The sequence below is a fragment of the Flavihumibacter solisilvae genome (genome assembly GCF_000814475.1).
Taxonomy (GTDB): Bacteria; Bacteroidota; Bacteroidia; order Chitinophagales; family Chitinophagaceae; genus Flavihumibacter; species Flavihumibacter solisilvae.
On record NZ_JSVC01000002.1, the window covers coordinates 229,772 to 252,030 of the forward strand.

Annotated in this window: 19 protein-coding genes; 13 read left to right on the forward strand and 6 right to left on the reverse strand. The window is 46.5% G+C overall.

Features of this window, described 5'->3' with window-relative positions; all coding sequences use genetic code 11:
* The first annotated feature begins 111 nt into the window (after positions 1 to 111).
* The 3 genes from mscL to OI18_RS02865 all read left to right on the forward strand — a co-directional run bounded on the left by mscL (position 112) and on the right by OI18_RS02865 (position 2,514).
* Positions 112 to 513 (forward strand): large conductance mechanosensitive channel protein MscL, encoded by a 402-nt coding sequence (gene mscL / locus OI18_RS02855; RefSeq protein ID WP_039136956.1) that lies wholly within the window; start codon positions 112 to 114, stop codon positions 511 to 513.
* A gap of 74 nt (positions 514 to 587) precedes the next feature.
* On the forward strand, positions 588 to 1,631 hold the full coding sequence (locus OI18_RS02860; RefSeq protein ID WP_052272812.1) for a DUF3078 domain-containing protein: 1,044 nt from the start codon (positions 588 to 590) through the stop codon (positions 1,629 to 1,631).
* Between the two features lie 91 nt (positions 1,632 to 1,722).
* The gene (locus OI18_RS02865) at positions 1,723 to 2,514 is read left to right on the forward strand and encodes a segregation and condensation protein A (RefSeq protein WP_039136959.1); all 792 of its coding nucleotides are present in this window, start codon (positions 1,723 to 1,725) and stop codon (positions 2,512 to 2,514) included.
* Between the two features lie 4 nt (positions 2,515 to 2,518).
* On the opposite strand, the gene OI18_RS02870 is transcribed toward OI18_RS02865, so the two are convergent.
* A complete protein-coding gene (locus OI18_RS02870; protein WP_039136961.1) occupies positions 2,519 to 3,142 on the reverse strand; it encodes a murein L,D-transpeptidase catalytic domain-containing protein in 624 nt (207 codons plus the stop codon).
* A gap of 106 nt (positions 3,143 to 3,248) precedes the next feature.
* The gene (gene dxs, locus OI18_RS02875; RefSeq protein WP_039136964.1) at positions 3,249 to 5,177 is read right to left on the reverse strand and encodes a 1-deoxy-D-xylulose-5-phosphate synthase; all 1,929 of its coding nucleotides are present in this window, start codon (positions 5,175 to 5,177) and stop codon (positions 3,249 to 3,251) included.
* A gap of 136 nt (positions 5,178 to 5,313) precedes the next feature.
* Here dxs and OI18_RS02880 point away from each other — a divergent pair, with 136 nt between their 5' ends.
* From OI18_RS02880 to OI18_RS02895, 4 genes are read left to right on the forward strand one after another with little or no spacing between them, the layout of a single operon-like run.
* Positions 5,314 to 6,375 (forward strand): sensor histidine kinase, encoded by a 1,062-nt coding sequence (locus OI18_RS02880; protein WP_039136965.1) that lies wholly within the window; start codon positions 5,314 to 5,316, stop codon positions 6,373 to 6,375.
* Between the two features lie 10 nt (positions 6,376 to 6,385).
* Complete coding sequence (locus tag OI18_RS02885) at positions 6,386 to 7,117, forward strand: LytR/AlgR family response regulator transcription factor (protein WP_082037831.1); 732 nt, start codon at positions 6,386 to 6,388, stop codon at positions 7,115 to 7,117.
* Between the two features lie 11 nt (positions 7,118 to 7,128).
* Complete coding sequence (locus tag OI18_RS02890; RefSeq protein ID WP_039136967.1) at positions 7,129 to 8,412, forward strand: M28 family metallopeptidase; 1,284 nt, start codon at positions 7,129 to 7,131, stop codon at positions 8,410 to 8,412.
* Complete coding sequence (locus OI18_RS02895) at positions 8,412 to 9,341, forward strand: M28 family peptidase (protein WP_052272813.1); 930 nt, start codon at positions 8,412 to 8,414, stop codon at positions 9,339 to 9,341. Before OI18_RS02890 ends, OI18_RS02895 begins: the two co-directional genes overlap by 1 nt.
* On the opposite strand, the gene OI18_RS02900 is transcribed toward OI18_RS02895, so the two are convergent.
* Together OI18_RS02900 and OI18_RS02905 are read right to left on the reverse strand one after the other, a co-directional pair.
* Positions 9,333 to 10,094: a phosphoglycerol geranylgeranyltransferase gene (locus OI18_RS02900; protein WP_039136969.1), complete on the reverse strand. Its 762-nt coding sequence runs from the start codon at positions 10,092 to 10,094 to the stop codon at positions 9,333 to 9,335. The two genes, OI18_RS02895 and OI18_RS02900, sit on opposite strands and share 9 nt — an antisense overlap.
* A gap of 59 nt (positions 10,095 to 10,153) precedes the next feature.
* On the reverse strand, positions 10,154 to 10,876 hold the full coding sequence (locus OI18_RS02905) for a DUF2490 domain-containing protein (protein WP_039136971.1): 723 nt from the start codon (positions 10,874 to 10,876) through the stop codon (positions 10,154 to 10,156).
* A 305-nt stretch (positions 10,877 to 11,181) separates the two neighbouring features.
* Here OI18_RS02905 and OI18_RS02910 point away from each other — a divergent pair, with 305 nt between their 5' ends.
* The 3 genes from OI18_RS02910 to OI18_RS02920 all read left to right on the forward strand — a co-directional run bounded on the left by OI18_RS02910 (position 11,182) and on the right by OI18_RS02920 (position 16,771).
* The gene (locus tag OI18_RS02910) at positions 11,182 to 14,544 is read left to right on the forward strand and encodes a vitamin B12-dependent ribonucleotide reductase (protein ID WP_039136973.1); all 3,363 of its coding nucleotides are present in this window, start codon (positions 11,182 to 11,184) and stop codon (positions 14,542 to 14,544) included.
* A 391-nt stretch (positions 14,545 to 14,935) separates the two neighbouring features.
* Positions 14,936 to 16,279, forward strand: coding sequence for an alkaline phosphatase D family protein (locus OI18_RS02915; RefSeq protein ID WP_039136975.1), 1,344 nt, complete (start codon positions 14,936 to 14,938; stop codon positions 16,277 to 16,279).
* A 6-nt stretch (positions 16,280 to 16,285) separates the two neighbouring features.
* Positions 16,286 to 16,771 carry a YcxB family protein gene (locus tag OI18_RS02920; RefSeq protein ID WP_039136977.1) on the forward strand — a complete coding sequence of 162 codons (486 nt, stop codon included), beginning with the start codon at positions 16,286 to 16,288 and terminating at the stop codon, positions 16,769 to 16,771.
* A gap of 23 nt (positions 16,772 to 16,794) precedes the next feature.
* On the opposite strand, the gene gldB is transcribed toward OI18_RS02920, so the two are convergent.
* The gene (gene gldB, locus OI18_RS02925; RefSeq protein ID WP_052272814.1) at positions 16,795 to 17,835 is read right to left on the reverse strand and encodes a gliding motility lipoprotein GldB; all 1,041 of its coding nucleotides are present in this window, start codon (positions 17,833 to 17,835) and stop codon (positions 16,795 to 16,797) included.
* A gap of 65 nt (positions 17,836 to 17,900) precedes the next feature.
* On the opposite strand from gldB, the gene OI18_RS02930 reads away from it, so the two are divergent.
* The gene (locus tag OI18_RS02930; protein ID WP_039136979.1) at positions 17,901 to 19,610 is read left to right on the forward strand and encodes an NAD+ synthase; all 1,710 of its coding nucleotides are present in this window, start codon (positions 17,901 to 17,903) and stop codon (positions 19,608 to 19,610) included.
* Positions 19,611 to 19,722: 112 nt separating this feature from the next.
* Here the strand turns inward: OI18_RS02930 and OI18_RS02935 are convergent, their stop codons facing one another.
* Complete coding sequence (locus OI18_RS02935) at positions 19,723 to 20,199, reverse strand: lipocalin family protein (protein WP_152616708.1); 477 nt, start codon at positions 20,197 to 20,199, stop codon at positions 19,723 to 19,725.
* Positions 20,200 to 20,343: 144 nt separating this feature from the next.
* Between OI18_RS02935 and OI18_RS02940 the strand changes: the two genes are divergently transcribed.
* Together OI18_RS02940 and OI18_RS02945 are read left to right on the forward strand one after the other, a co-directional pair.
* On the forward strand, positions 20,344 to 21,345 hold the full coding sequence (locus OI18_RS02940; protein ID WP_039136983.1) for an AAA family ATPase: 1,002 nt from the start codon (positions 20,344 to 20,346) through the stop codon (positions 21,343 to 21,345).
* Between the two features lie 41 nt (positions 21,346 to 21,386).
* A complete protein-coding gene (locus OI18_RS02945; protein WP_039136985.1) occupies positions 21,387 to 22,256 on the forward strand; it encodes a DUF58 domain-containing protein in 870 nt (289 codons plus the stop codon).
* The last annotated feature ends 3 nt before the right edge of the window (positions 22,257 to 22,259 follow it).

A 22,259-nucleotide genomic window follows, 5' to 3' on the forward strand; every position in this document is an offset into this window, starting at 1 on the left:
TTGCTGTTTCATCCCCTGACTCTATATTTTCGGATATCCATCGGCGTTCCGGAAAATAGTTTTTCTCCTGATGTATAAACCGGTTATTTTTAATTATTAATATTTATTACCATGGGATTTCTGGCCGACTTCAAAGCTTTTGCAACCAAAGGCAACCTCGTTGATGTTGCCATCGGTTTCCTGATGGGAACTGCATTTACGAAACTGGTAGGTTCATTTACGGAAGGACTGGTATCTCCGATTCTTGGTTTACTTACCGGTGGTAAGGACTTTTCCAAGATGGTGTGGACCATCAAGCCCGCAGTAGTGGATGCAGGTAACAAGGTAGTCAGTGAAGCCATAACCTTCAAATATGGAGCTTTCCTAACTTCAGTACTGGATTTCGTGATCGTTGCCCTTGTATGTTATCTTTTCATCAAAGCTATATTGCGCAAGGATCCAAATGCGAAACCGGGGCCTACCAAAACTGAAGAACTGCTCACTGAAATCAGGGATGAACTGAAAAAGAAATAACGATTCCTTTATATATTTGTTCAGGCATTTTGGAGTTATCCGAAATGCCGTTTTTTTTAATTTAATACTCGATTATGAGAAGCTTAACCAGACTGTTAACCTATTCCTCTGTCTTACTTATTATTCCTGCTGTCGTTTCTGCACAGGATCCCAATGTCAGTGGAATGAAAAGGGATTCGGAACGCGCCAGTTATGACGATACCACCTACAAATACAACGCGAAAGGCTGGAGAAAAGGCGGTGTACTTTCCATCAATTTTGCACAGGGTAGCAGTGATAACTGGGCCGCAGGTGCTGAAAAATCTTCGTTCTCGCTTGCAGGTTATACAACGCTTTTTGCTAACAAGAAAAAGAACAGGTTCTTCTGGAACAATATGCTCGATCTCGGCTACGCAATGCAGCGTACCAGTTCACTGGGCACACGTAAAACCGACGACAAAATAGACTTCTATAGTAAAGCCGGCCATAACCTCACTGACAAATGGGCTCTTGCAGGCGTGTTTAACCTTCGTACACAGTTCACTGACGGGTATGATTATGACTATTTAGGTAAAGACATCAAGCGGCGTATTTCCGGCTTGTTCGCGCCTGCCTATATCCTGGTTTCGCCGGGTGTTGAATGGAAACCTGCTTCATATTTCAGCATCTTCCTCTCGCCGATTTCGGCAAGATGGGTGGTGGTAAGCAATGATCCTTACAGCTACTATTATGAAGATGGCATCATTCCCCTCCCGGATGGTGGACAGGAAACCCCGCTTGCCGCCCAGTATGGTGTTAACCCAAGAAGAAAAGTAACTTTTGAGGCTGGTGCATATCTGTCGGCCAACTTTATTAAGGAAGTGATGAAAAATGTCACCTATAAATCCAGGTTCGACCTTTTCTCCAGTTATGTTTCAAAAAGGGACCCGATTACAGACGAAAAGGGAAGTGCCAAACCCCAGAATATCGATATCTTCTGGACCAACTCTGTAATCATGAAAGTGAATAAGTGGCTGAGTGTTACCTATAACTTTGATCTTATATATGATGATGACGTCAGGCAGTTCGGACCGGATAAAGATGCAGCGCGTGTTCAGCTGAGGTCATTGCTTGGTGTTGGTTTTACGACGAAACTGTAAGCCATAGCATCGATATTTGTACCTTTGTCATGTCCCGGTTTGGTTGTACTTTGACCACCGGGACATTATTTTATTTCATAAAAGAGTTTGTATGGCGGCGTTCCAGGAATCTTACCAGATCAGGTTACCTCAGTTTGAAGGTCCATTCGACCTGTTGCTGTTCTTCATCGAACGCGATGAGCTGGATATCTATAACATACCGATTACCAGGATCATCAATGATTTCCTGGATTATATCCATAGCCAGGAAAAACTCAACATAGAACTTTCAAGTGAATTCATCCTGTTCATTTCCACATTGATGCGGATTAAAGCCAGGCTGCTGCTTCCAAGGAAGGAAATGGATGCCCAGGGCAATGAAATTGATCCCCGCCAGGAACTTATCGATAAAATCCTCGAATACAAGAAATACAAGCAGGCGTCTGCCGAACTTGCCGAAATGGAAGCAGTTCGTATGCTGATGGTAAAAAGAGGCAATATTACCCGCGAATTGGGTTCAATTGGAGAGGAATCTTCCGAGGGAACAGAAATTCAGCAGATCACACTTTTCAAACTGATGAAGTCTTTTGAAAAGGTAATGCAGAAAGTGTACGAACGGAATAACAAGCCTGTTCACACCGTGGTGCAATACAATTACACCATGGAAAGAAGCCGGGAAAATGTGCTTGACCTTTGCCGCAGGCAGAAGACACTTTCGTTTGAAAAACTGTTTGAACATTGCGAGAACCGGATCCATGCGATCTTTTCATTTCTGAGCATGCTGGAGTTGGTGCAACAGAAATATATGCGGATCATGACCGGCGAAGGACGCAATAACTTTATAGTAGAATGGAATGATGAGAGGCAGGAAGATGCGGTGGATTTCCTTTTTCCCGCGACCTGAGGATTCACTCAAATATCTGTAGTAACACCGGGCGCGTACTTGACTTTAAAAGGCTGTCGAGACGACGAAACATCGGGTGCGAAACTGTAGGGCAGCCATCGCTCTGGCAAAGCTGGTAAGGATGAATTTCCCTGTCGGGAATGCACTCGAAAGCATGAAGTACAACATATCTTTCATACGCATTGCTGTTGCTGTTTTCAAGTCCGTGTAACCGGTAAGCCCGCCCGAATTTTCCAATATAAGACTGGCCAATCATATATTTTCCCAGTGAGCTGCATTTACTGCCTTTGCCATTTGAGAACTTCCTTCCCGTAAGAAATGCCTCACCGCAGCATCCATGTGAAGTTAGTCCCGCTGCCCTGATGCTGTCTTTCCTCAGATCATAAATAAAGAACCTGTTTTTCCCGGAAGGAAGGCTCATGTCTACCATGAAGCAATAGTAGGAATTGTAATTGTACCTGCTGGTGTAGGAGAGAAGGTCTGCGGACTGCCTTTTCAGTCTATCAAAGGTAGCGGCAGAAACTGTATGTTCAGGTTCGCCTCCCGCAGGCGCAAAGTGAACCGCCAGTGCCGCCGGAATCAGCACCAGGCAAATAATCAGCAGGGTAAGACCTTTTATCACTTTCATATTGTGGACTGCATAACGCGCATCACGCTGCTCTTTTCTTAACGATAAACCTGCCTGAATTATTTTGGTCTGTATTGCAGTGAAAAAGTTAAAACCACAGGTCCCGTTATTGGTGCAAGGATACGCTTACTTTTTCTTTCATCATCTCTTTCAAAACATCTGCAATGGCATTCGCATCAAAGCCACATTCCCTGTGCAATTCTTTTAACGTACCGTGCTCCACAATGCGGTCAGGAATTCCGAGGATCCGGACCTGCGCCTGGTAATTGTGTGCACTCATGAATTCGAGGACGGCAGATCCGAAACCACCGGTAATCGTTCCGTCTTCAACCGTAATGATCTTCCTGTAACGCTTGAAAATTTCGTGAAGCATAGCTTCATCAAGTGGTTTTACAAAGCGCATATCGTAGTGGCCTGCATTGATCCCGTATTGTCTTACCTCGCGGATGGCCGAAGCAGCAAAATTTCCCGGGTGGCCCAAAGACAACACGGCTATTTCTTCTCCTTCCTTCAACCTGCGCCCGGTTCCAACAGTGATTGCCTTCATTTCAGTCTTCCATTCGGGCATAACTCCTTCACCACGCGGATACCGGATGACAAAAGGGTGTTCCGTTTCGTCGAGCTGGGCTGTATACATCAGGTTCCGCAACTCGCTTTCATTCATTGGTGCGCTCACGACCAGGTTAGGTATACAGCGCATGTAGGCGATATCATATGCTCCGTGGTGCGTGGGCCCGTCTTCTCCTACGAGTCCTGCGCGGTCAAGGCAAAAAACAACCGGCAGCTTCTGGATCGCCACATCATGTACAACCTGGTCGTATGCCCTTTGCATGAATGATGAGTAGATATTACAGAAAACCTTCATTCCCTGTGTGGCGAGACCGGCGCTGACCGTTACGGCGTGCTGTTCGCAAATACCGACATCAATTGCCCGTTGCGGCATTTTGTCCATCATGATCTTCAGCGAAGAACCTGAAGGCATGGCCGGTGTAATGCCGAAGATCCGGTCATTTTTTTCCGCCAGTTCCAGGATAGTATGTCCAAATACGTCCTGGTATTTCGGAGGCTGGGGGGTATCGAAGCTTTTTTTATAGATCTCACCTGTGATCTTATCAAATAGTCCGGGTGCATGCCACTTGGTCTGGTCTTTTTCGGCAAGTGCATAACCTTTTCCCTTAACAGTGATCACGTGAAGGATCTTGGGTCCGGGAATATTTTTCAGGTCACTTAATGTGTCCACCAGCTTGGTGATGTTGTGTCCATCGATCGGGCCAAAATACCTCAGATTCAAGGCTTCGAAGAGGTTGCTGCTCTTGCTGACCATCCCTTTTATGGAATGTTCCAGCTTACTGGCCATTTCCCGCGTAAAGTTTTTGCCTACCGGCAGTTTTCCGAGTGCCTTCCAGACATCGTCCTTAAGCTTGTTGTATGCCGGGGATGTTGTGATATCGGTAAGGTATTCCTTAAGCGCACCGACATTCGGGTCAATGCTCATGCAGTTATCATTCAGGATGATGAGCACATCTGCATCGGTTACACCTGCATGATTCATCGCTTCGAAAGCCATTCCCGCGGTCATGGAGCCGTCACCTATTACCGCAACCGATTTCCGGTCCTCACCCTTATATTTCGCCGCCATGGCCATGCCAAGTGCAGCGGAAATGGAAGTGCTGGAATGACCGACGCCAAATGTATCGTATTCACTTTCAGACCTTTTGGGGAATCCACTCAGTCCGCCATACTTTCGGTTTGTAGCAAAATTATCCATCCTGCCGGTGAGGATCTTGTGCCCGTAAGCCTGGTGGCCTACATCCCATACAAGCTGGTCATACGGTGTATTATACACGTAATGGAGTGCAGTGGTAAGTTCTACCACGCCAAGGCTGGCAGCAAAATGTCCGCCGTGGACGCTCACCACGTCGATAATATACTGTCGTAATTCATCGCAGAGCTGGTGAAGCTGCTCTTTGCCCAGTTTTTTCAGGTCTGCGGGAGAACCTATGCCTTGTAATAGCTGACCCTGTTTAATTTCCATTCGGTTGCCGATAATGCCCAAAGATACGTATTTGGAAGCATGCCGACCATCCTACCCACTTCCCCCTAAATACCCCCTATTGGCCATTAATACAATTCAGTATATTAGTGCCCGACCAAACAGCTAGATTTGTCTCATGCTCCCACGTGGTTATAAATATTATTGGCTCTGCCAGGTCCTGGGTTGGACCTTCGTTACCCTGTCCATGCTTTTTTTCGCGTACACTTTTTCGCCCTCGAAAATAGATTCGCGGTTCTTTGTCAGGCTTTTCCTGATCTTCAGCGCCGGGATCTTCAGTACGCATATCCTTCGGGCGTATATCCGGAAAAGTGAATGGCTGCTGCTGCCGGTGGAGAAGGTAATTCCACGCATGGTCATTGCAATTATTGTTACCAGCCTGGCCTGTAGCCTGTTATATATGGGACTGGTGAGCTTCCTCAACGTCCAGTCAGAGGTTCCCAGGAAAATCGAGTTTTCAACGAAATTGCTCGCTTCCACCCTTGATATCGGACTGTTCATCATACCATGGACCCTGATCTATTACATTTACCATTATGTAGCGAAAAGCAGGAAACAGGAAGTGGATACGTTAAAACTGGAGGCACTGGTAAAGGAGCTCGAACTCAAGACGATCAAAGCGCATATCAACCCTCATTTCATCTTCAATGCACTAAACAGCATCAGGGCTTTGATCGATGAAAATCCTGAACGGGCCCGGACCGCTATAACTGAACTCAGCAATATTCTCAGGAGCAGCATGCAGTCTGAAAAATCAGAGACCGTTCCGCTCGAGAAAGAACTGAACATCGTAAGGGATTATCTCGCGCTGGAGCATATCCGATTTGAAGACAGGCTCCAGGTTGAATATGATGTGGATGAAGATACCCTTGATCAGCCCGTTCCGCCCATGATGCTGCAGACCCTTGTAGAGAACGCTATCAAGCACGGCATTGGAAAACAAATGCGCGGTGGGGTGGTGAGGATTATCTCCGACTTCAAGGAGGACTACCACGAGCTAATGGTCCAGAATACCGGCCACCTGAATGGCGGTGCTTTCAATGGAGATGGATTTGGCATCAGCAGTACCCGTAACAGGTTGCAATTGCTGTTCGGAAATAAAGCTGACTTCAGTATCCGCGAATCAAACGGGAACCTGGTTGAAGCATGTGTCAAGATACCTGTTTCCATTTCAGCATAAACTAACACATATGATAAAGGCTGTACTGATCGATGATGAACGCCTCGCACGTACCGAATTGAAAAAATTACTGATGGATTTCCCGGAAATTGAAGTAGTAGGTGAGGCCGCGAACGCAACTGAAGGAATTGAATCCATCGAGAATCTGCAACCTGACCTTGTTTTCCTTGATATCCAGATGCCTGGCAAAACAGGTTTTGACATGCTTAGTGAACTTGAAAAAGCACCTCACGTCATTTTTACAACCGCCTACGATGAATATGCGCTCAAGGCATTTGAAGTGAATGCACTTGACTACCTTCTGAAACCAGTTGAACCAAAAAGACTTGCAGACGCAATTCACAAATTGCATATCGCAGAAGAGAAGGAAGCGATGTCACCGGCAATCGGGACAAACCGCAGCCTGCTGAGTGAAAACGACCAGGTATTTGTGAAGGATGGAGAACGTTGCTGGTTCGTTCGCCTCAGCGATATCAGGCTGTTCGAAAGCGTAGGAAACTATGCAAAAGTATTCTTCGGCGCCAATAAGCCGCTTATACTAAAGTCATTGAATGCACTCGAAGAAAGACTTGATGAAAAAGTATTCTTCCGTGCCAACAGGAAGCATATCGTCAACCTTCGACTGATAGAAAAAATTGAACCGTACTTCAATGGCGGCCTGCTGCTCGAACTGAAAGGAGGAGAAAAAATCGAGGTAAGCAGAAGGCAAACGGTGAAGTTCAAAGAAATGATGAGCCTCTAATCCCCACATTAATGAAAAGAACTATTCTGCTTTTCGCAGCAACTACAGCCGCATGTATTTCCTATGCCCAGAATCAAAAGGTTAATATCGATATCAATGATGTAATCAGGATAGAAAAAACCCTGTCGTCTGATGACATGCAGGGCCGTAAAGTATTTACTCCTGCCATCGATAAAGCTGCCCGCTTCATAGCTTCAGAGTTTGAGAAGGCAGGTTTGCAAAAGCCGGAAGGCGGAAACGGGTACCTGCAGGAATTTTCGGTTATCCGTCCTCGTTTTATCGAAGCTGCAGCCACTTTTGATGGCCAGCCGGTTGAACTGAAAAACCTAATAGTAGTTACAACAAGCGAAGCCTTTTCCATAGACCAGGCATCCGGCTATGAGATTGTAACAATTGACCCGAAAACACAGCTGTTTTCTGAAGCGCATAAACATATCATTTCAGGTAAAAACCGCCTTGTGCTGGTTGATACGTCATTTGCAGCGAATTTTCAGCGCCTGACTTACTTCAAGCGCCAGATGATGGAAACCGGAAACAGTACCGTTTTTGTTCTTGGGAATAAGGCACCCTCCACATTTACTGTCACCGCCAAACATGAGATTTCCAAAGCTCCTTTAAGCAATGTGGTTGGCATACTGCCAGGGCGTTCAAAGAAAGATGAATATGTAATTTTTTCCGGGCACTATGATCATCTCGGTATTGGTAAACCGCTGAATGGCGATAGCATTTATAATGGTGCGAATGACGATGCTGCCGGCACTACTGCAGTCATTATGCTTGCAAAATATTTCAGTCAGCTGAAAGACAACGAACGTACGATCATCTTTGCTGCTTTCACAGCTGAGGAATCAGGCGGTTACGGTTCACAATATTTTTCAAGGCAATTCGATCCGGCGAAAGTGATGGCAATGTTCAATATAGAAATGATTGGAACAGAAAGTAAATGGGGTAAGAACTCTGCTTACATCACAGGCTTTGAGAAATCTGACATGGGAAAGATCATGGAGCAGAACCTGAAAGGCACAGGCTTCCAGTTTCATCCGGATCCCTATCCTGATCAGCAATTGTTCTATCGTTCAGACAATGCTACTCTTGCGCGCCTCGGTGTGCCTGCGCATACCATCAGCACATCAAAAATGGACAGTGAGAAATTTTACCATACTGCGGATGATGAATTCGAAACGCTTGATATGACCAACATGACAGAAATTATCAGGGCTATAGCACTCAGCTCAAGGTCAATAGTGAAGGGGACTGATACCCCATCGCGCGTCAATACAAGCGAATTACGTTAATGCGTTTACTGCTTACCGCCGTACTCCTGTTCTGCCTTCAGGTAGCAATGTCGCAGCAACTTAATGTGCCCGTTCAGGAAGATGAACTCCGTCAATTAGTTTCGTTCCTGGCCAGCGACAGTATGAAAGGCCGGCGTGCAGGGAGTGACGAGAACAGGAAGGCAACCGCATTTATCAGCTCTTACTTCCAACAACTCGGATTACTCCCGGCAGCCAACGATTCCTTTGAACAAAAATTTTATCCTGATTCCGCTGATTCCCTCAATACGCTCAGCAACGTAATTGCACTGTTGCCGGGCCGTTCGAAGCCGGATGAGATCATTGTGTTCTCTGCCCATTTTGATCATCTGGGAACTGACAGGAAATTGAAGAGAGACAGCATCTTCAACGGTGCAAACGATAATGCTTCCGGCACCGCTGTTTTGATGGCAATGGCCCGGTATTATGCCGGCTGGCGCGGGAATGAACGCAGCATCTTGTTTTGTGCCTTCAACGGGGAAGAAAAAGGCTTACTGGGCTCGGCAGCTTTTACAGAAAATATAGATCCGGCAAAATATGTTGCCGGAATAAACCTGGAAATGCTTGGCGTGCCCCAGATCGGCAGGAAGAAACTGATTATGACCGGCATTGGTAAATCGGATATGGTGAAAATCATAGGCAAACCAATGAAAGACTCGGGTATTAAGCTGAGGGGCGACAGGGAAGACAATCTTTTTGCCCGCTCAGATAATTTTTCTTTTGCAGCTCTTGGCGTACCTGCCCATACCTTTCTTTCCAGTGACGATGGAGAAAGATGCTACCATAAACCCTGCGATGAACCCGGCCGGATCGATTTCACGAATATGGCTTTGCTGGCAAATGGCATAATTGCCTCCGTAAGTGAGATCATTTCTGGTGCGAAAACACCATCCAGGATCATTTTAAGGTAAGGTGGAGTAACTTCCGGAATGGACGGCTGCACTCATTTCACTCATCAGGGAAAGGTTCTTTTCCAATGCATTTCCCACAACTATAATATCAGCACCAGCCTTACAGTTTCTGTAAGCTTTTTCGGGATCCGTTATGCCACCACCCACAATAAGCGGAACGGTAATCTGCGCAGCAACAGCGGCGATCATCTGTTCCGGAATTGGTTTTCTTGCGCCGCTGCCCGCGTCCATGTAAATAAGCTTCATCCCGAGCATTTCCCCCGCAAGCGCAGTGCAGAGTGCTATTTCATTTTTATCTGCCGGTATTGGCGAAGCATTGCTAATGTAGGATACTGTTGTGGGCGCGCCCCCGTCTATTACCATATAACCCGTACTCATGATCTCCAGGCCGCTCTGCCTCACGAAGGGAGCACTGATTACGTGCTGACCGATCAGGAGCTCCGGATTTCTGCCGGAAATCAGCGAAAGGTAAAGTAGTGCCTGGGCATGTCTGGAGATCTGCGATGGACTGCCCGGAAACAGGATTACCGGGATGTCACATTGTTCCCTGATAGCCAGAATGCATTCATCCAGGTGATTTGATATGACCAGGCTTCCGCCCACCAGGAAATAATCCACCCTGGAATCGATGGCATGCCGGACAAGTGATTCCAGCTGATCGGGTTGAACCTTATCTGGATCAACCAATACGGCGAACGATTTCTGACCTGTCTTTTTCTTTTCCTGGATTTGAGTATAGATGCCTTGCTGCATTCAAAAGGTAATGGCTGGTCACAAAAATGCAAAAAAATGCTGGTATGGCACAATCGACCTTAGAAGCGTGTGTATACAGCCAGCTGAATGACATGGTTATTCGTAAAGGAATCGCCCCGGCCCTGGATATATTGATTCAGGTACCCGCCTTCAAGATCGAGCCGCCGGCTCAGGCGATATCCAAGGGCAAGGTAGGCCCTGTTCTGATCGAAACTCCGGCCGTTCACTGCCGAATTGTTTCCCACATTCAGAAAAATTTCGTCCTGGACCGCTGCAAACACCCCCTTTGTAAAGGGAACCGAGCCATTAAAGGGTAAAACCCCCCTGAAAAAGTAGCGGAACCTGTTCGCATATATATTGCCGTCCTGTTTTAACTCGTCCCCATCAACCACGGTTTTGCTTATGAACCGCTGCTCCATTCTCACTCTGTGGCTGATCGCTAATGGACCGGCAGATTGACTGACCAGTAGCTGTTGCCAGGTCCTGTGTTCCGGTGCATATCCTGTTATTTCGTCTATAGACCGCCGGTTCAGTATGTACGCATAACCGGCAGTAGCTGTGACCCGGGAAGAAATTTTATAGTTAAGTCCCGGACGCAAAAGAAGGCTTTGCATAGTATTGAAATCGTCACCCGATCTGAACTGTATATCAGCATGCAGGCTGAACTTTTTGCTTATTGTAATGGTATTGAACGAGGCCAGCCAGCCTGTATTTGTCTTCTGGCTATATACAGATGCTTGTAAACCAATGCATAACAGGCTTAGCACCAAAAACTTATTCATCGGAGCGGTTAAATTTAGCCGCCAAATCTACAACCGGCGCGGCTTTTCACCTGTTAAAATACCGACGTAGTTTTTTAATGCAGTTTTACGGAAAACCGACCGTTAAAACCCCAAAAAAAAGATTTTGAAATGCCGGATTTTCCGCAAATCCAGCCCTGTACTGGAAGACGAATTTTTCCCCAATCATTATCCACATAGGTGGATATTTCCGGGTAGTGAATGTGTGGGGAGCCGATTATTTTCGTCTTCACACTCGGATTTTGGATTTCATATTTTCTTAACCTTCAGTCAACCCAAAATATTGTATGGCCACAAAAAAACCCGCAGCCAAGGGGCTGTCGTTCAGCCGTCGCTTCACGAAAGAAGGCGTACCTGTATTTGATCAGTTTGAATACGATTACCGCACCTCTGTGATCAGGAATCCCAGCGGTGAAGTAGTATTTGAAATGAACAATGTAGAAGTGCCAAAAGGATGGAGCCAGATCGCTACAGACATTCTCGCCCAGAAATATTTCCGTAAAGCCGGCGTTCCGCAGGCTGATGGAAGTCTTGGCCGTGAAACCTCGTCCAAACAGGTTGCCCACCGTATGGCACACTGCTGGCGCGTATGGGGTGAGCGCAACGGGTATTTTGCCACAGAACAGGATGCTCAGGTTTTCTACGAAGAGCTGGTTTTTTCCATTCTCAACCAGGCCTGCACACCTAATAGTCCGCAATGGTTCAATACAGGACTTTACGAATGCTATGGCATCACGGGTAAACCCCAGGGTCACTATTATGTAGACCATGCTGATGGCCAGTTGAAAAAGTCAACATCCGCTTACGAGCGCCCGCAGCCGCATGCCTGCTTTATCCTGAGTGTGGAAGATGACCTGGTGAACGATGGCGGTATCATGGACCTGTGGGTAAGGGAAGCCAGGATCTTTAAATATGGTTCAGGTGTAGGAACTAACTTTTCCAATATCAGGGGAGAGGGTGAAAAGCTGAGTGGTGGTGGAACGTCTTCAGGCCTGATGAGTTTCCTGAAAATAGGTGACCGTGCAGCCGGGGCCATTAAAAGTGGTGGTACTACCCGTCGCGCCGCTAAAATGGTTTGCCTTGACCTGGATCACCCTGAGATAGTTCAGTTTGTAGACTGGAAGGTAGAGGAAGAAAAGAAAGTTGCCGCTCTCATTGCTGCAGGTTATGCAAGTGACTATGAAGGTGAAGCATACCGCACAGTAAGCGGACAAAACTCAAATAACTCAGTTCGCGTTCCCAACAGTTTCTTCGAAAAGCTGGAGAAAAATGAAGATTGGGAACTGAAGGCCCGCAGCGATGGCAGGACAATGAAAAAAGTGTCCTCCCGTGAACTTTGGAATAAGATAGCCTACGCTGCATGGCGTTGTGCTGATCCCGGTCTTCAATACGACACTACAATCAACGAATGGCATACTTGTCCAGAAGGTGGTCCTATCAGGGCTTCAAACCCATGTTCCGAGTATATGTTCCTCGACAACACGGCTTGTAACCTGGCATCTGCCAACCTCATGAAGTTCTTTGATGCAGATACCAACATATTTGATGTAGAAGGATATGCGTATTCCTGCCGTCTATGGACAGTTGTACTTGAGATCTCTGTATTGATGGCGCAATTCCCTTCGAAAGAAGTGGCGCAGCTTTCATTCGATTACCGTACCCTCGGTCTCGGCTACGCAAACCTGGGAACCATGCTGATGGTAAGCGGTATATCTTACGACAGTGAAGAAGCACGGGGAATTGCAGGTGCCATCACCGCAATTATGACCGGCACTGCATACAAAACATCTGCAGAACTGGCGGGTATCCACGGACCGTTCGCGAAATACGAAGAGAATAAGCACCATATGCTCCGCGTAATGCGCAATCACCGGGCAGCGGCATATGATGCCAATGAAGCGTATGAAAACATTGGTATCAAGCCAATGGGTATCCAGGCAAAATATTGCCCTGATTACTTACTGAAAGCGGCAACAAAGGCCTGGGATGAGGCTGTGCAGCTTGGTGAGAAAAACGGTTACCGTAACGCGCAGACAACCGTTATCGCTCCTACCGGAACGATCGGCCTGGTTATGGATTGCGATACTACTGGTGTTGAACCTGATTTCGCCCTGGTAAAATTCAAAAAACTCAGTGGCGGTGGCTATTTCAAGATTATCAACCAATCAGTTCCTGCAGCGCTGAAAAACCTTGGTTACAGTGTAAAGGAAATGGATGCCATCATTAAGTATGCTGTAGGTGCAGCAAGCTTCAGCGGTGCTCCGTTCATCAACCACCAGTCACTCAGTGAAAAAGGTTTTATCGCGGAAGAGATCAAAAAGCTCGACGAAGCAGTAAAAAGTGCATTTGAGATCGGCTTTGTGTTTAACCGGTTTACATTGGGCGAAGCCTGCCTGGAAAGACTTGGTTTTACAGCGGAACAATACAACGACTGGAACTTCAATCTACTCGAAGCGCTGGGCTTCACAGATGCGCAGATCGACGCAACAAATGATTATGTGTGCGGTACCATGACTGTTGAAGGTGCACCTTACCTGAAAACTGAACACCTGAAAGTATTCGATTGCGCCAACAAGTGTGGCAAGAAAGGGGAGAGGTATATTCATGCGCACGGACATATCAGGATGATGGCTGCAGTACAACCGTTCATCAGCGGTGCGATTTCGAAAACCATCAATCTGCCGAACGAGGCGAACGTGGAAGAAATTGCAGATTGTTATATGCTTAGCTGGAAACTTGGTCTTAAGGCCAACGCTCTGTATCGGGATGGTTCTAAACTAAGCCAGCCTCTGAGCAATAAAAGTGACAAGAAAAAGAAAACTGATGAAGAGGCAGCTGAAACTGAGACTGCTGCTCCCGTTGCTGCATCAAACATCATAGACCTCGGAAAGCTGACTGTTGAAGAACTTCTTGATGAGGTTCAGAAAAGGGTTCAGGCTTCACCGGATACAAAACTGAAACGCCAGCTGGCAAGGATCGTAGAAAGAAGAACACTTCCCGCCAAGCGAAGGGGATATACGCAGAAAGCCAAGATCAATGGCCAGGCCCTGTTCATCCGCACAGGAGAATATGGTGATAATACACTGGGTGAGATCTTTATCGATATGGCGAAGGAAGGCGCAACAATGCGTAGTATGTTGAACTGTTTCGCAATTGCGGTTTCTATCGGTTTGCAATACGGTGTTCCCCTCGAAGAGTTTGTAGAGAAATTTGTGTTTACCCGTTTTGAGCCGGCCGGAATGGTAGACCATCCGAATATTAAGAGTACTACTTCCATAGTTGACTTCATCTTCAGGTCACTGGCCTATGAATACCTCGATCGCTCCGACCTGGTTCATGTGCTCGATAAGCCGGAAGTAATGAATACCGGAACAGAAGCCTGGGATGACATACAGGAACAAAAGCCGGAACTGAGTGATGTGCGTGTTGTTGCGGCAGCGCAGCCGAAAAGCAATCCCGATGCGGCGCGAACTGCAAAAGCAGGCTCACCGGTAAAGGTGGAAAACGGAAGCGGACTGGACGCCCTTAATGCAGCCAATAAATCGATGCAGAGTGATGCCCCGGCCTGCAATGTATGTGGTCACCTGACCATACGCAGCGGTACCTGCTATAAGTGCCTGAATTGCGGAAACAGCCTCGGTTGCAGTTAATTAGTTTAATGGACGGTTTCTAATACCATGATCTGCCTGTTTTTACAGGTGGATCATTTTTTTTTTGAGAGGTAGAAGGACCTAATAAATTGTATTTATTTATGATTTGGCATATCTTTCCGACATAGTAATGCGTTATTTCATCCGTATCGTTAACTAAATCCCCCTACCGTATGCAAAAACTGATGGCCATTTTTGCTTTGGCGATTTTGCTCACATCTTGTAGCAGGGCGGTTACTCCGAGTGAGGCTGCCAACCACAAATACAAGAAGTGCCGGGCTATTCGCTAAGCCTGATTGGTAAATGAATTGACACTCCACCCCGGTTCCCCAAAGAGCCGGGGTGGTTTGTTTTTACCCTTTTACTACTTTGCAGCCTCAAACAGACAGGAATGAAAAGACGGATCATCATCTTGTTGCTGGCATACAGCCTTCCGCTCCTGGCGCAGGAAAAAACAGGAGTGGTCTCAGGTCCGATGCTTGCACAGGTGGAATTACGTACCGCGCGGATCTGGTTCGAGGCGGGCAGCGATCTGAAATCGGCTACCGTTAAATACTGGAAAGAGAGTGAAAAAAGCAGTTCCCAGGTGCCGTTTACAAAGATTTATGGCTATGACAGGTTTTCTCCCATGCAGGCTGAGATCGGCGGTCTTGAAATGAATACCCGCTACCAATACCGCATCATATATAATGGCAGGGAAACCAGTTATACCGGCTCATTTGTTACAAAGGAACTCTGGCAATTCCGAAAGCCGGCACCCGACTTCAGCTTCCTTGCCGGAAGCTGCACATATTTCAACGAACCTGCCTTTGACCGCCCCGGCAAACCGTACGGCCAGGACTCCTCCATCTTCAGTACTATGGCAAATGAAAAAGCCGACTTTATGTTATGGCTGGGTGACAACTGGTACACCCGCGAGGCTGATTATTCCAGTGAATGGGGATTGTGGTATAGGGCAAGCCGCGATCGGAGTATGACGATCCTGCAATCCTTCCTGAAAGCAATGCCGCATTATGCCATCTGGGATGACCACGATTTCGGACCCAATGACATCGGGAGCATTTACCATCTGAAGGATGCAAGCAGGAAAATTTTTATGAGCTATTGGGGTAATCCTTCCTATGGGGAAGACGGTAAAGGTATATACACAAAACTTTCTTATAGTGATGTTGACTTCTTTCTCACCGATGACCGTACCTGGCGCAGCCCGGACCGGATGCCACCTACCGAAAACGGCCAGCCGAATCCCAATAAAACGATGTTTGGTGCGGATCAGCTAAACTGGTTAAAGCAATCGTTGTTGTTCAGCAATGCCACTTTCAAGGTCATAGCAGTCGGAAGCCAGGTGTTGAACCCGGTTTCTGCAGTGGATAAACTGCTCGACTTTCCCTTTGAATATAACCAGCTTGTTGGTTTCATCGCGGAACAGAAGATCAGTGGCGTATTATTCATGACCGGTGACCGGCATCACAGTGAGATCATTAAAGTAAACCGCCCGGGCAATTACCCGCTCATTGATATTACCATTTCTCCGTTAACTTCCGGGTCACATAATTTTGGTCCGGAAAAAGACAATCCTTACCGCATTGTAGGTATCGATCAAAAGCAGAATTTTGGCAGGATATCAGTTACGGGGTCAAAAGGTGAGAGAACCCTCACCGTCGTGTACAAGGATCTGAAAGGTGCAGAGATCGCCACCTGGTCTGTAAACGAAAAGGAACTGAAAGCAAAATAACAGGCAATGACAATTTCATTCTCATACGACAGGAAGCAGGTAATCCAGGCACTACGGTATCATTTCTTTACCCGGGTAGAAATAAGGATCCTCGTGATTCTTATTAACGTATTTACTATCGCTGCTGCGGTATTGCTTTACCTGAAAAAGATCCAGCCATTCTCTTTCCTTCTTTTCTCAACACTGTGGATGGCGCTGATGCTTGTGATCTGGCGTATACTCCCCAATAGCATCTATAAACGATCGCACACTTTCCGTGATGAATTCATGATGACCATCAACGAAAATGATGTTACCCTCACGACTGAAAGAGGCGTCCAGCACTGGCCCTGGCAGCGTTTCAGCAAGTTCATCGAAACGCCATATTTCTTTCACCTTTATTTTGATAACCGCTCATTCTTTCTCGTGCCGAAAGACGCTTTTGCAAACATTACCGATCAACAGGAAACAAGAGAACTGCTTCGAAGGAAGATAACGAATAACAGCAGGTGAATGCACTGCAATGCTTTCTGACTTTACCTCGGTTTATATTTCGCTGCTTCGAAAATTTCACCTGGTGATAATGCGAGCAGTTGTTCGGGAGTTACGGATGGATTTTTTTCAATGTATGCTTCGATGATCCGCATCCCAATCCACTGGCCAATATTGCCTGGTGAAAGGGATGGGAATCCCTGTGTTGTGGGCGCATCACCAATATACATCTGGATAATGGCAGGTTCGGTACTGTATAAGTGATCATTCTGCAGCAGGAGGTTCCAGATTGTCCCTTCATTTTCGCGGCACCATTCCAGTTGTTTTGACGAGTATCCTGTAATTATACTGTCGGCAGTTTCCCGGAGCATCCTGGATGTAAGCCACCAGTATTTTCCTTTCCAGATCATTTGCCCGATAAGGGGTTGCGCTTCACTCCGGTCAGGGTAAATGTCTTCCAAAACAACCTTTACACAATTTGCCGGGATGTATGCTTTTTCAAATCTTTTCGAGATATAAGCCGGGAAAAGCTGCTGTCCTTCAACCGACGTATAAAAGGGAAAATCCTGCCCGGCATACAACTGGAGACCGATGGCTACAGCGCTTTCTGTAATGGCTGCTCCCGGGGCGTCAAACGGCCCGAGATAGCTGATGAATTTCGGTACTTCATACCGTGGGAAATAATATTTAATATGCCTGAAGCCACTGTTAAGTTCCTTTTCAACAGCAGACAGGTCGTCAAATTGTTTTTTTGTAGAAGTGTATACCTGGTAATAACTGGTAAAGAAATGGCGGTTGGCGGAACGCAGAACTTCATTAGTATCATTCATCAGTCCGGCACCGAGAATATTGGCAGTGAAATCATTTATGAAATAAGGATACCTGGCAGACAGCGTTTTCAGGCCCGAATCAAGTCTGTTTGAATCCAGGGAAAAGTAATCCCTGTCGAACCTTTCGATATGGGTATCCACTTTGATCCCGGAAACATCCGGACTATTTTTAACGCCACCTTTACAAGCATGGAGGAATAATATGCTGAAGACGAGGAGCCTGCTGTATTTCATAAATCCGAAACGTTTGATCATTTGTTTTGTTGTTATACCGTAACGTACATTCGTATCTATAAAGATAACCGGGAAAATTTATTCAGATGAAGATCGTACTGGCGCAACAGAATTATCATATCGGGAATTTCAGTGCAAATACTGCAAAGATCATTAAGGCCATTAGGGAGGCCCGGTCAGCGGGAGCAGACATGGTTGTTTTTTCCGAACTGTGTGTTTGCGGGTACCCACCCCGCGACTTCCTCGAGTTTGAAGATTTCATCGACCAGTGTTACCTGTCAATCGATGAGATCAGGGCATATACACAGGATATAGCAGTTATTGTCGGCGCCCCGCAGCGAAACGCAGTAAGCGAAGGGAAAGACCTCTTCAATGCCGCATGGTTTCTTTATGAAGGAGAGGTTAAGGCTGTTGCGCACAAGACCTGCCTGCCAACTTACGACGTGTTTGATGAATACCGTTACTTCGAGCCGGGATATTCCTGGAATGTAATCCCGTTCAAGGGCCGACGAATCGCCCTCACCATCTGTGAAGATATCTGGGCATTAAGCGAAAATCCCCTTTATCGCGTGAGTCCGATGGATGAACTCATGAAACAGCAGCCGGACCTGATGATCAATATTTCTGCTTCACCTTTTGATTATGATCATGATGAAGACCGGAAGGAAATCGTAAAAGCGAATGTGTTGAAATATGGTTTGCCAATGCTCTATTGCAACTGCGTTGGATCACAGACGGAAGTAGTCTTCGATGGTGGAAGTGTATATTACAATGCGAAAGGCGAGCTGCTAAAAGAAATGAAATATTTCGAAGAAGATACCGGGTTAATAGATTTGAACGAGCGCGATCATCAGCAATCTGCTCACGACGTGGAGTTGAAAAAACTGGATAAGGAAATGCGGGTTTCAAAAGTGACAGATCCGGACAAGGTGATTGATTATCTGACGGACCAAAGAAATATCGCCCAGATCTATGATGCCCTCATCCTTGGCATCAGGGATTACTTCAGTAAAATGGGCTTTAACAAAGCCATCCTTGGAAGCAGTGGAGGAATTGACAGTGCAGTTACCCTCGCCATTGCGTGCGATGCATTGGGAAAAGACAATGTAAGGGCTGTGCTGATGCCTTCGCAGTATTCGACTACTCATTCTGTTTCTGATGCAGAACAGCTGAGTATTAACCTGGGCAATCCTTATGATATTATTCCAATCAGGCAGGTATTTGATTCCTTTATGGAAACACTGGAACCTGTATTTGGTGAGTTGCCTTTCAGTGTGGCAGAAGAGAATCTGCAGAGCCGCACGCGTGGTAACCTGCTCATGGCTATCGCCAACAAGTTTGGATACATACTATTGAACACTTCCAATAAAAGCGAACTGGCGACAGGATATGGCACCTTGTATGGTGACATGGCTGGTGGTCTCAGTGTACTCGGTGATGTATATAAAATGCAGGTGTTTGCACTCGCCCGTTATATCAACAGGAACGGAGAGATTATCCCGGGCAATATCATCACCAAACCACCGTCGGCGGAATTGCGCCCCGGGCAAAAGGACAGCGACAGCCTGCCCGAGTATGATTTGCTTGATAAAGTATTGTATCAGTATATCGAGCGTTTCCAGGGGCCACAGGAGATCATTGCGATGGGTGTTGATGCCGCCCTGGTTAACAGGGTCCTAAAGCTTGTGAACACAAATGAATACAAGCGTAACCAGTTCTGTCCTATCATCCGCGTGAGTTCAAAAGCATTCGGCGTAGGAAGAAGATTGCCGATCGTAGGAAAATATTTAAGCTAGGTGTAAAGTCGTCAACCCCATAAAAATTGTAGCCCCCGTATAGAAATACAGGGGCTCTGTTTATGAAATCAGCAGATAAAAACTTAATGCAGGATTGATGTAATCAGATGAATCAATGAATCAGTTTGATATGGAGGCGAACATTCGCCTGTGTGTCCGGATCAACGACATCAATATACGTTTCAAGCGTACTGGCGTCGAGGGTTTTGATCGTCATATCCCCTGTTAACAGTGAATTGGGAATGGACACATTCAATATAGTTTCATTCGATTTGAAAGCCCAGGTAAAGTCGGTGGTTTGAGGATCGGCAGGATCACACTTTAAAGTGCCCTGGTCAGCTATACCGGTGCCACCGGTTTTGAAAGTGAACTTATCGTCCTTATCACAATCTTCCAGGGGATAAGGAAAGTCTACTGTCCCGTTCTTGTCGATATCCAGTCCCACAGTTGAGATTTTCCATACCTGTGCGGTAAGTAATTCAGTTTTTGATTTGGAAGAGGGTTCGTCGTTATCCTTCCCGCAAGAGAGCATGGCCAGAGAAAACAAGCAACCTAAAAAAAGCAAGGGACTCCGCATGCTTTTGATCATAAGGGTGGATTTTGCCTTTAATAACAGGAAAAAGGGTATTTTATTGTGCCGGCAAAAAAATATTAGTCCCCGAAATGATTTTGAATACATTGGCAGAGGAATTGCAAGCATAGAGTTCGTATTTTACATTATTAAAGTTACACTATGTTACCTACTTCGGAGGATATCCGTCAGCTGAATGAAAAGATACAATATCAGGGCGAATTCATAGATCGCCTGCGTGATGAAGTGGGAAGGGTAATCGTTGGCCAGCACCATATGCTTGACCGCTTGCTTATCGGCTTACTGAGTAATGGGCATGTATTGCTTGAAGGTGTGCCCGGACTCGCAAAAACACTCACCATAAAATCCCTGGCACAGGCCATAGATGCGCGTTTCAGCAGGATCCAGTTTACACCGGACCTGCTCCCTGCAGACGTTATAGGAACCATGATCTACCACCAGCAGAAAAATGAATTCGTGGTGCGGAAGGGACCCATTTTTGCCAATTTCATCCTCGCGGATGAGATCAACCGGGCCCCGGCCAAGGTGCAAAGTGCCCTGCTTGAAGCCATGCAGGAAAGGCAGGTGACGATAGGTGATAACACTTATCCATTGGAAGAACCATTCCTCGTACTTGCGACCCAGAACCCTCTCGAACAGGAAGGTACCTATCCGCTTCCCGAAGCGCAGGTAGACCGTTTCATAATGAAGGTTATTGTGGGTTATCCGTCAAAGCAGGAAGAACAACTGATCATCAGGCAGAATGTCCAGGGATTCAAGACGCCGAAGATCCAGCAGGTTGTCGGGATGCGTGAAATGATCGAAGCGAAAGACCTGGCGCGAAAGGTTTATATGGATGAAAAAATAGAGCAGTATATCCTTGATATTGTTTTCGCTACAAGACAACCGGAACAATATGGCCTGAGTAAACTAAAGCCACTGATTTCCTATGGCGGGTCACCACGTGCCAGCATTAACCTGGCACTGGCTTCCAAAGCCTACGCATACCTGTCGAAGCGTGCCTTCGTTATTCCGGACGATGTGAAAGCGATCGCGAAAGATGTCTTGCGGCACCGCCTTGGTCTTACTTATGAAGCAGAAGCGGAAAACGTGAACGTTGAGCAGGTTGTCGAAGATATTCTCAAAACAATACAGGTGCCTTGAGAGAGTTCTCATTCACTCATTGACAAATTCACATATTCACTTTGTTAACCACTTCACAGATACTAAAAAAGGTAAAGGAACTTGAGATCAAGAGCAAGCGCCTGACACGTCACCTGTTTACAGGTGAGTATCACAGTGCGTTCAAAGGCCGTGGCATGTCATTCAAGGAAGTGCGGGAATATACCGCAGGTGATGACATCAGGTTTATAGACTGGAATGTATCCGCCCGTTTCAATCATCCTTTCAGCAAGCTGTTTGAAGAAGAAAGGGAACTTACAATGATGCTTCTTGCTGACATCAGTGCCAGCTCGTTGTTTGGAACAGTGCTCGCCAGGAAAAAGGATATGGTTACCGAGATAGGTGCCGTGCTGGGATTCTCGGCAATCAGTAACAATGACAAAGTGGGCAGCGTCCTGTTCAGTGAAGACATCGAAAAATACATCCCGCCAAAAAAGGGAAGGGACCATGGTCTGTATATAGTTCGGGAATTGCTTACCCGCGAAGGAAAAAAGAAAGGTACTGATATCTCTCGGGCACTGCGTTATCTCAACAATACGACCAGGCAGAAATGTATTGTGTTTGTCCTCAGCGATTTTCTTGATCCGGGTTTTGCGGATGCATTAAGGGTCGCCGGTAAGAAACACGATGTGATTGGTATTAAAGTATATGACCCGATGGATATGCAACTTCCCGATGCCGGTGTCCTTGAAATAGAAGACGCTGAAAGCGGACAGGTAGCCAGGATCGATACCTCTGACTACCTGGTAAGGAAAGCACACCAGGACGCTTTTTTCCGGCACTCGGAATGGTGTAAGCAGGTATTCACCCGTGCAGGGTGCGACTTGCTGCACATCTCCACAAAAGAAGACTACGTTAAAGTGTTACAGAAATTTTTTATCGGAAGAACCTAGATC